Genomic DNA, 7,605 nt, shown 5'->3' with positions numbered 1-7,605 from the left:
GATTCCTAGTAGAAAAGTGAAGAATCACTTCATTCGGCTATTTTTATGAAGACTATATTGTTTTTTATTAATATAATATGGGTTTAATCTGTAAATATAAAAAGAAAATACATAAGGGTGATTATCATTTGATTCCGCAATGTTAATTAAAATAGTATAAGGAAAAATAAACGTTAAGTTAGAGTTTGTTAAAGTTTTTACCTAGAGCTCGGTATTATTAGGTTAGTAGGTTAGGGACTAATTTGTTAATCTAAATTATAGATAAGATAACATTTTGATTAAAAAATATAATAATCTTTTTGTTATTATCTAATCATTTTATAATAGGAGGAAAAAAATGAAAAAACAGATTTTAGCAACAGTTTTATGTTCAAGTGTATTATTTGGTGCAAGTTTAACGATGGGTGGAAATGAAGTTTCTGCTCATGGTTATGTACAATCTCCTGTCAGTCGAGGATATCAAGGGTTCTTAGAAAAAGACGCTAACTGGAATGCAGCATTTCAAAAATATGGAAGAATTATCAATGAGCCTCAATCACTAGAAGCACCTAAAGGTTATCCTGCCGCAGGCCCAGCTGATGGACGTATCGCTTCTGCTAACGGTGCAGTTGGTGACTTCAACCTCGATCAACAAAATGCAACATTATGGACAAAACAAAACCTCATGCAAGGTTCAAATGTATTCACATGGCATTATACAGCAGCCCACCCAACAACTAAATGGCATTACTATATGACAAAAGCAGACTGGAATCCTAATGATAGATTGGAACGTAGCGATTTCGAATTGATTGGTACAATCAATCATAATGGTTCACCAGCATCGAATGCACCAAGCCATACAATCAATGTACCGAGTAATCGCTTAGGCTATCATGTGATTTTAGCAGTTTGGGATGTAGACGATACAAGTAACGCTTTTTATAATGTGATTGATGTGAATGTAAAAGGCGATTCTGGAGTACAGATTAAGCCTGAAGCACCACAAAATGTTCGTGCGGTAGATGTGACTTCTTCTACTGTCAAACTTGCTTGGAATGGCCAAGCAAATGCAGCTTCTTTCAATGTTTACCGTAATGGAACGCTAGTTGGTACTTCTGTAAATTCTGAATTCGAAGATAAAAATTTAGCTGCTGAAACAACTTACAAGTATGAAATTGAAGCAGTTAGCCAAAGTGGTGTCGTTTCTGAAAGAACAGCAATCTCAGTTACGACGAATGCAACTAGTGCGGAAGAAAGACCGACTGCTCCTACTAACTTGCACTCAATGGGTGAAACAGATTCAAGCATTTCATTAATGTGGGGTGCTTCATCACATACACAAGGAATCAAACAATACGATATTTATCGTAACGGTCAATTGATTACTTCAACAACGACCACTTCATATTTAGATGAAGGATTATCTGCAGAGACATCATATACGTACACAGTTCGTGCAATCAGCACGAATGGCGAAGTATCAGATGCAAGTAATAACTTGCGTGTAGCAACAAAACCATCAGAAGGTGGAGAAGTTGTAGGACGTCAATGGAAATTAGGAAGCTTCACTTCACCTGAACTTTATACAGCTCGTGAAGAAGTTGTTTATAAAGGGAAAGTGTATATCGTCAACCAGACACATGTGAATTATGGAGATGAAACTTGGGCACCGGATCTAGCCCCAACATTATTCGTACTGAAATAAAAATAGTAAAAACACGTAACTCACACTAATATGAGTTACGTGTTTTTTGTGCAATATAATGTCTTTAAAAAACAAGCAATTAAATGACAGAATAAAAGAATGTGGGCATACTGGATCCTAGATTTGAGATACTTTTCATTTATCCTATGTTAAAATAAGAGTAACTATAATCTCAATGACTAAAGTGAGGGATCAAATTGGAAAGACGAAGTAAACCAAAAAAAACACATAAAAGGGTATGGATCAGCGTAGGAGCGATTGCGCTGAGTGCGGCTATTGGGGGCGGATTTTTCTATTATCAGCACTATCAGGAGGCACAAACAGTAAAAGCAGCAGAAAAGACGATCAAGGCATTTGTTGCTGACTTGAACCAAGGAGAGTATGAAGAAGCGCTTAAATCTATCAAAGTGGATTCGAGTACGGGATTGAGAGAAAAAGACATTTTGGAAAAATACGAAAATATCTTTGGAGCAGTAGAAGTTAAAGGTATCAAAATAACAGACTTAACGGTAGAGAAAAAAGATAAGGAAATCTATTCTTTTTCTTATAATGCCAAAATGAATACGACACTAGGTGAATTGAAGGACCTTACTTATCAAGGAACAATCACTCAAACGGATAATCATCCTAAAATCAATTGGCAACCCAACTTGCTATTTCCGCAAATGGAAGGGTCAGATAAAGTCAGTCTGTCTACGGAACCTGCACAACGTGGAGAAATCCTTGACCGTAATAATGAGCCATTAGCTACAACAGGTAAGTTAAAACAATTAGGTGTGGTTCCTGCTAAATTAGGTGAAGGTGAAGAAAAAACAGCGAATATTAAAGCATTAGCAGAAATTTCCAGCCTATCAGAAGAAGCTATCAACCAAGCCATTAATCAAAGTTGGGTCCAACCGGATTATTTTGTTCCATTGAAAATTATTGATGGACAGACACCGGAATTACCAACAGGCGCATCTCTCCAAGAAGTCGATGGACGTTATTATCCACTGGGAGAGGCAGTGGCACAGCTGATTGGCTATGTAGGAGATATCACTGCAGAAGACCTTGAAAAGAATGCAGAGCTAAGTAGTGTAGGAAAGATTGGGCGTTCGGGGTTAGAAATGGCTTATGATAAAGAATTAAGAGGAACTAACGGCGGAAAATTAAGTATTACCGACTCAAAAGGAAATGAAAAGACTGTGTTGCTTCAACAAGAAGTGAAAAATGGTCGAGATATCCAGTTGACGATTGATGCAACTGCACAAAAAATAGCTTTTGAAAGTTTAGGTGGTAAACCGGGTTCGACTGTAGCCACTGCCCCTAAATCTGGTGATTTATTAGCGTTAGTCAGTTCACCAAGTTATGACCCTAATAAAATGACCAATGGTATCTCACATGAAGATTATAAAGCTTATGAGGAAGATTCCAATCAGCCATTTATCAGTCGCTTTGCTACTGGTTATGCCCCTGGTTCGACTTTTAAGATGATTACAGCAGCTATCGGCTTAGATAATGGGACATTAACACCAGATCAATCGATTGCCATCAATGGCTTGAAATGGCAAAAAGATGCCTCTTGGGGTTCATATCAAGTCACTCGGGTCAGTGATGTTCCAAATGTCAATTTACAAACAGCCTTGGTTTATTCGGATAATATCTATATGGCACAAGAAACGTTGAAAATGGGAGAAGAGACGTTCCGTAAAGGATTGAACCAGTTTATTTTTGGTGAAGAGTTAGATTTACCTATTTCAATGAACGCAGCACAAATATCAAATGAAGAGAGCTTCAATTCAGAGATTTTATTAGCTGATACGGGCTACGGACAAGGGCAACTCTTGATCAATCCGATCCAACAAGCAGCGATGTATAGCGTATTTGCGAATAAAGGCAATTTGATTTATCCTAAGCTGTTGATAGATCAAGAAACAAAAGAGAAGAAGCAAGTGGTAGGTGAGTCAGCAGTCCAAACGATTTTACCTGATCTAACCGCTGTTGTCCAAGATCCCAACGGTACCGCTCATTCTCTTGCTTCATTAGGAATTCCCCTCGCTGCTAAAACAGGTACTGCAGAAATCAAAGAAAAACAAGATGAGAAGGGACAAGAGAACAGTTTCTTGTTTGCACTTAATCCAACAAATAACGGATATTTAGTCATTAGTATGTTAGAAAACAAAGAAGGTGATGACTCAGCAACCAAACGTGCACCAGAGTTACTTCAGTATTTGAATCAAACCTATCAATAGTATGAGGATTTTTCGTACTTGTCAGTATTGGATGAAGTAGTTGGCCGAATAAATAGGAGGAATCATAATGAATGCAATCCCTAAAGCAGTAAAAGTTGAAATGATGGCGACTTTATTAAAAATCACCTTTGATGACGGCACTGTTAAGTATTTAAAATCGCATTTAAATGAAGAATATGCAAAAGCATTTTCTATGAAGAAAGGCAAGAAAGCTAATTTTTTACTTTCTCCTCAGGCTACATGGCTAGGGACTAAGATTGAGATCAAGACTGATGGGACAGTTGTAGTAAATGAAAAAGATTATTATTCGCCAGAAGAATGTTGGAATGAAAGTACAGAGCATATTAATATTCCTTAGGTTAACTAAAATGCTAGCCATTATTGAATAAGGGTATCTAAAAAACTTTATTCTCCTATAACTAAACGCAGGTGAACGCTCTGTCTCTTTTTTTAGAGGATGAGCGCAAGTTGGATGGAATAAAAAGTATATCTGCTCGTTGGCTTAAATAATGAAAAAACGCTCGTTGTCCGAAACCTAAGGACGCGAGCGTTTCAATCTTATAAATACTGTATAGATGTTTTTGTGTCTAAACATGATACACTTTTCTAGTGAAATATTTCAAAATCAATGGAGAAATCAAAGTACTCAACAGGATGACGATGACTAAAGGAGAATAATACTGTGCTTCAATCAGCTGACTTTGTTGTCCAATTTGTAAAATAATTAGAGCCATCTCACCACGAGAAACCATACCAGCCCCGACCATAAATGAGCTATTACTTGAAAACCCAGCCACTTTTGCTCCTATATAACCACCACCTAACTTGGTTAAGACTGCAACAACTGTCAACACAAGTATAAAGAGTAGTTGTTCGCCAAAGTTAGAAAAGTCGACTTCCAAGCCTACACTGACAAAAAACACGGGAATAAAGACAGCATAACCTAATGCTTCGACATTGTGATATACTTCATGTTTCACTTTTGTTTGACTTACAGCGATTCCTGCAAAAAAAGCACCAATCACTGAACTAAGACCGATCAAATCTGCTACATAAGACATCCCCAGACAAATAACCAAGGAAACAATAATGATCGCAGAATTAGCATAGATCTTTTCTGCAAAAGACATCAAAAATGGGGCAATCCATTTGACTAATAAAAAGATAAAAATAAAATAAATCAGTTGTTCGATTAGAACGAGTGACAGAGGTAGGCTGCTTGTCGATTCTCCAGTAAGAAATGATAAGCTGAAACTTAAAACAAGAACTACTAAAATATCATCTACGACAGAAGCACCAAGAATCGTCGAACCTTCTTTTGTGTTGACAACATTTAATTCCTTTAATACTTCTACAGAGATGCTTACGGAAGTAGCTGCCAGGATGATCCCGAAGAAAATGGCTTCGTTATTTGATACTTGGAAGGCTTCCCCAGTCAACCAACCAAAACCCACAGGAAATAATATTCCTAATAGTGCGACTAGCATTCCTGGACGGAAATATTTTTTTAATAAAGAAAGATCACTTTCTAACCCAGCTAAAAACATCAATAAGATGACGCCAATTTCTGAAAAATCATGGACAAGGATATTGGGGTGAACCCATCCAAGCCCTGCCTGTCCTAACAATACACCAACAAGTAATTGGCCGATCACTGCTGGAATACCAAAACGTCTCGATAAGTGAGAGCCAATCGTTGTTGAGATTAATATCAGACATAAAATACCTATAAATTCCATTATCTTCATCCTTTCTATTATTAAAAAGAATTTATAACTGTCTCTTATACACATCTAGATGTGTATAAGAGACAGAATAATAACTGAGCATTATCTTTGCATTTTTTAATCTAGAATACTATCCTTTAAGTATAGCCAGCAGGAAATAATTTCAGTTATTTGATTGTTATTCCTGTTATTTAAGGATTATATAGGAAAAGAGAAATGTAATCTCTATCGAACCTGCAATATTTGGTAACGCTTACTTTGCTGGTGAGGTGCTTTTACTTCCTATATGAACAAATCTGTTGGTGATTTTTTCGTTAGAAAATAAGTAATTAGGAGGTGGAAAATGAATAAAGGGGTTAAGATCATTGGTGTCATTGTAAGTTTATTATTTCTTTCAGTACTTTTGATCATCGCTCTAGTTAATGCGCCCTATGTATTGCCGGAACAGTTTGAACGCTTTCGCTTTTTTACGATAACAAACTATTATATGCAACAATATCTTTTCTGGGCTGCTGTAATTTTCGCAATTGTTATTGTTCTCGTCTTATTATTTGTTCTTTTCTATCCAAAATCGAAAGGAACATTCGTATTAAAGCAAAAAGATGGCAAATTGGTCTTAGATAAAAAGGCGCTAGAAGGATTAACTCGTTCCTATTTACATGAAGAAGAGTTTATTCACTCCCCTAAAGTAAAAGTGCATGCTACTAAGCAAAAAATCAATATTCATGTGAAGGGTGATTTGAAGCGGACATCTTCTTTGATCGGTCAAACAGGTGCGTTGATGCATGAAGTTCAACAGCAGATAATCAGGGTGTTAGGACCTGAACAGAATATTAAGGTTGCTGTAACTTACAATAGTTACCAAGCAGAAAAAGAAACTGATGACCACAAGCACTCACGAGTAGAATAGGAGGGCAAAAAATGAAAGAATTCTTTTCAGAATACAAGCTCCCTATTATCTTTGGGGGACTTGGGTTACTGTTAGCTATACTATGGTTGACAGTTGGTTTTTTCAAAACACTTTTAATACTAATCATGACTGCTATTGGAGCAGCTGTTGGTTTTTATTTAAAGGAAACAAGATTACTAGATGGATTTTTTAAATCATAGGAGGAATTTATTATGGAAAACAAAGATATTAAAAATGTCAACACAACATCAACGACTACTCCGATGAGCAATCAAACCGCTTCTAAAGGGGAATTGACTTATGAAGACAAAGTGATCCAAAAAATCATTGGATATGCTTTACGTGATGTAGATGGATTGTTGACGTTGGATGGTGGATTTTTCTCGAATATTGCTGAAAAATTAGTCAACACAGATAACGTAACCGCCGGAATCAATGCAGAAGTAGGTAAAAAACAAGTCGCTGTTGACCTAGATGTAGTGGTGGAATATGGCAAAGATATTGAAAATATTTATGATCAAATCAAAGAGTTGATTAGTAATGAAGTCAATGAAATGACTCATCTTGATGTGATTGAAGTCAATGTCAACGTTGTAGATATCAAAACGCAAGAAGAATATCAAAAAGATCAAGAAACAGTTCAAGATAAAGTAACAGATGCCGCAAAATCTACTGGACAGTTCGCATCAAAACAAACAGATAAAGCGAAAGCAGCTGTTGGTAAAGGTGCTCAAAAAGTAAAAGAAAATTCAGAACCACGCGTACAATAAAACAGTCTTTAGGAGGAAATTAAAATGGGATTTATTTGGTCATTAATCGTCGGAGGAATTATCGGAGCAATTGCAGGAGCTATCACAAATAAAGGTTCTTCAATGGGAATCATTGCCAACGTTATTGCAGGTCTAGTTGGTTCTGCCATTGGACAAGCTTTGTTAGGTACATGGGGACCAGTCATCGGTGGGATGGCAATCGTTCCTTCATTAATCGGAGCAATTATCTTAGTATTGATTGTTTCATTCTTTGCTCGTAAATTATAAGAAAACATTTTTC

At 36.5% G+C, this 7,605-nt stretch carries 8 protein-coding genes; 7 read left to right on the top strand and 1 reads right to left on the bottom strand.

Annotation, left to right across the window (positions count from 1 at the left end):
• The first annotated feature begins 337 nt into the window (after positions 1-337).
• The 3 genes from A5844_RS00515 (at position 338) to A5844_RS00505 (ending at position 4,276) form a co-directional block, all read left to right on the top strand.
• Positions 338-1,687, top strand: a complete 1,350-nt coding sequence (locus A5844_RS00515; RefSeq protein ID WP_086283121.1) for a lytic polysaccharide monooxygenase — start codon at positions 338-340, stop codon at positions 1,685-1,687.
• A gap of 242 nt (positions 1,688-1,929) precedes the next feature.
• A complete protein-coding gene (gene pbp4 / locus A5844_RS00510; protein ID WP_373419203.1) occupies positions 1,930-3,918 on the top strand; it encodes a penicillin-binding protein PBP4(5) in 1,989 nt (662 codons plus the stop codon).
• A gap of 67 nt (positions 3,919-3,985) precedes the next feature.
• Entirely contained in the window at positions 3,986-4,276 is a 291-nt protein-coding gene (locus A5844_RS00505; protein WP_086283119.1) for a hypothetical protein, read from the top strand.
• A 229-nt stretch (positions 4,277-4,505) separates the two neighbouring features.
• Here A5844_RS00505 and A5844_RS00500 read toward each other — a convergent pair whose 3' ends face one another.
• The gene (locus tag A5844_RS00500) at positions 4,506-5,657 is read right to left on the bottom strand and encodes a cation:proton antiporter (RefSeq protein ID WP_086283118.1); all 1,152 of its coding nucleotides are present in this window, start codon (positions 5,655-5,657) and stop codon (positions 4,506-4,508) included.
• A 331-nt stretch (positions 5,658-5,988) separates the two neighbouring features.
• On the opposite strand from A5844_RS00500, the gene amaP reads away from it, so the two are divergent.
• The 4 genes from amaP (at position 5,989) to A5844_RS00480 (ending at position 7,592) form a co-directional block, all read left to right on the top strand.
• Complete coding sequence (amaP, locus tag A5844_RS00495; RefSeq protein ID WP_086283117.1) at positions 5,989-6,555, top strand: alkaline shock response membrane anchor protein AmaP; 567 nt, start codon at positions 5,989-5,991, stop codon at positions 6,553-6,555.
• Positions 6,556-6,566: 11 nt separating this feature from the next.
• Positions 6,567-6,755, top strand: coding sequence for a DUF2273 domain-containing protein (locus A5844_RS00490; RefSeq protein ID WP_086283116.1), 189 nt, complete (start codon positions 6,567-6,569; stop codon positions 6,753-6,755).
• 63 nt (positions 6,756-6,818) lie between these two features.
• Positions 6,819-7,325, top strand: a complete 507-nt coding sequence (locus A5844_RS00485) for an Asp23/Gls24 family envelope stress response protein (protein WP_086284055.1) — start codon at positions 6,819-6,821, stop codon at positions 7,323-7,325.
• 24 nt (positions 7,326-7,349) lie between these two features.
• Positions 7,350-7,592 carry a GlsB/YeaQ/YmgE family stress response membrane protein gene (locus tag A5844_RS00480; protein ID WP_010735387.1) on the top strand — a complete coding sequence of 81 codons (243 nt, stop codon included), beginning with the start codon at positions 7,350-7,352 and terminating at the stop codon, positions 7,590-7,592.
• Positions 7,593-7,605: the final 13 nt, after the last annotated feature.

Origin of the sequence: Candidatus Enterococcus wittei (assembly GCF_002140175.1) — a bacterium.
Lineage (GTDB): Bacteria > Bacillota > Bacilli > Lactobacillales > Enterococcaceae > Enterococcus_B > Enterococcus_B wittei.
This window is presented reverse-complemented; position numbering and strand designations above follow the sequence as displayed.

Coding starts and splice junctions, on each gene's coding strand:
- A5844_RS00515 (WP_086283121.1), top strand. CDS start 338: ATGAAAAAACAGATTTTAGCAACAGTTTTATGTTCAAGTGTATTATTT.
- A5844_RS00505 (WP_086283119.1), top strand. CDS start 3,986: ATGAATGCAATCCCTAAAGCAGTAAAAGTTGAAATGATGGCGACTTTA.
- A5844_RS00500 (WP_086283118.1), bottom strand. CDS start 5,657: ATGGAATTTATAGGTATTTTATGTCTGATATTAATCTCAACAACGATT.
- amaP (WP_086283117.1), top strand. CDS start 5,989: ATGAATAAAGGGGTTAAGATCATTGGTGTCATTGTAAGTTTATTATTT.
- A5844_RS00490 (WP_086283116.1), top strand. CDS start 6,567: ATGAAAGAATTCTTTTCAGAATACAAGCTCCCTATTATCTTTGGGGGA.
- A5844_RS00485 (WP_086284055.1), top strand. CDS start 6,819: ATGAGCAATCAAACCGCTTCTAAAGGGGAATTGACTTATGAAGACAAA.
- A5844_RS00480 (WP_010735387.1), top strand. CDS start 7,350: ATGGGATTTATTTGGTCATTAATCGTCGGAGGAATTATCGGAGCAATT.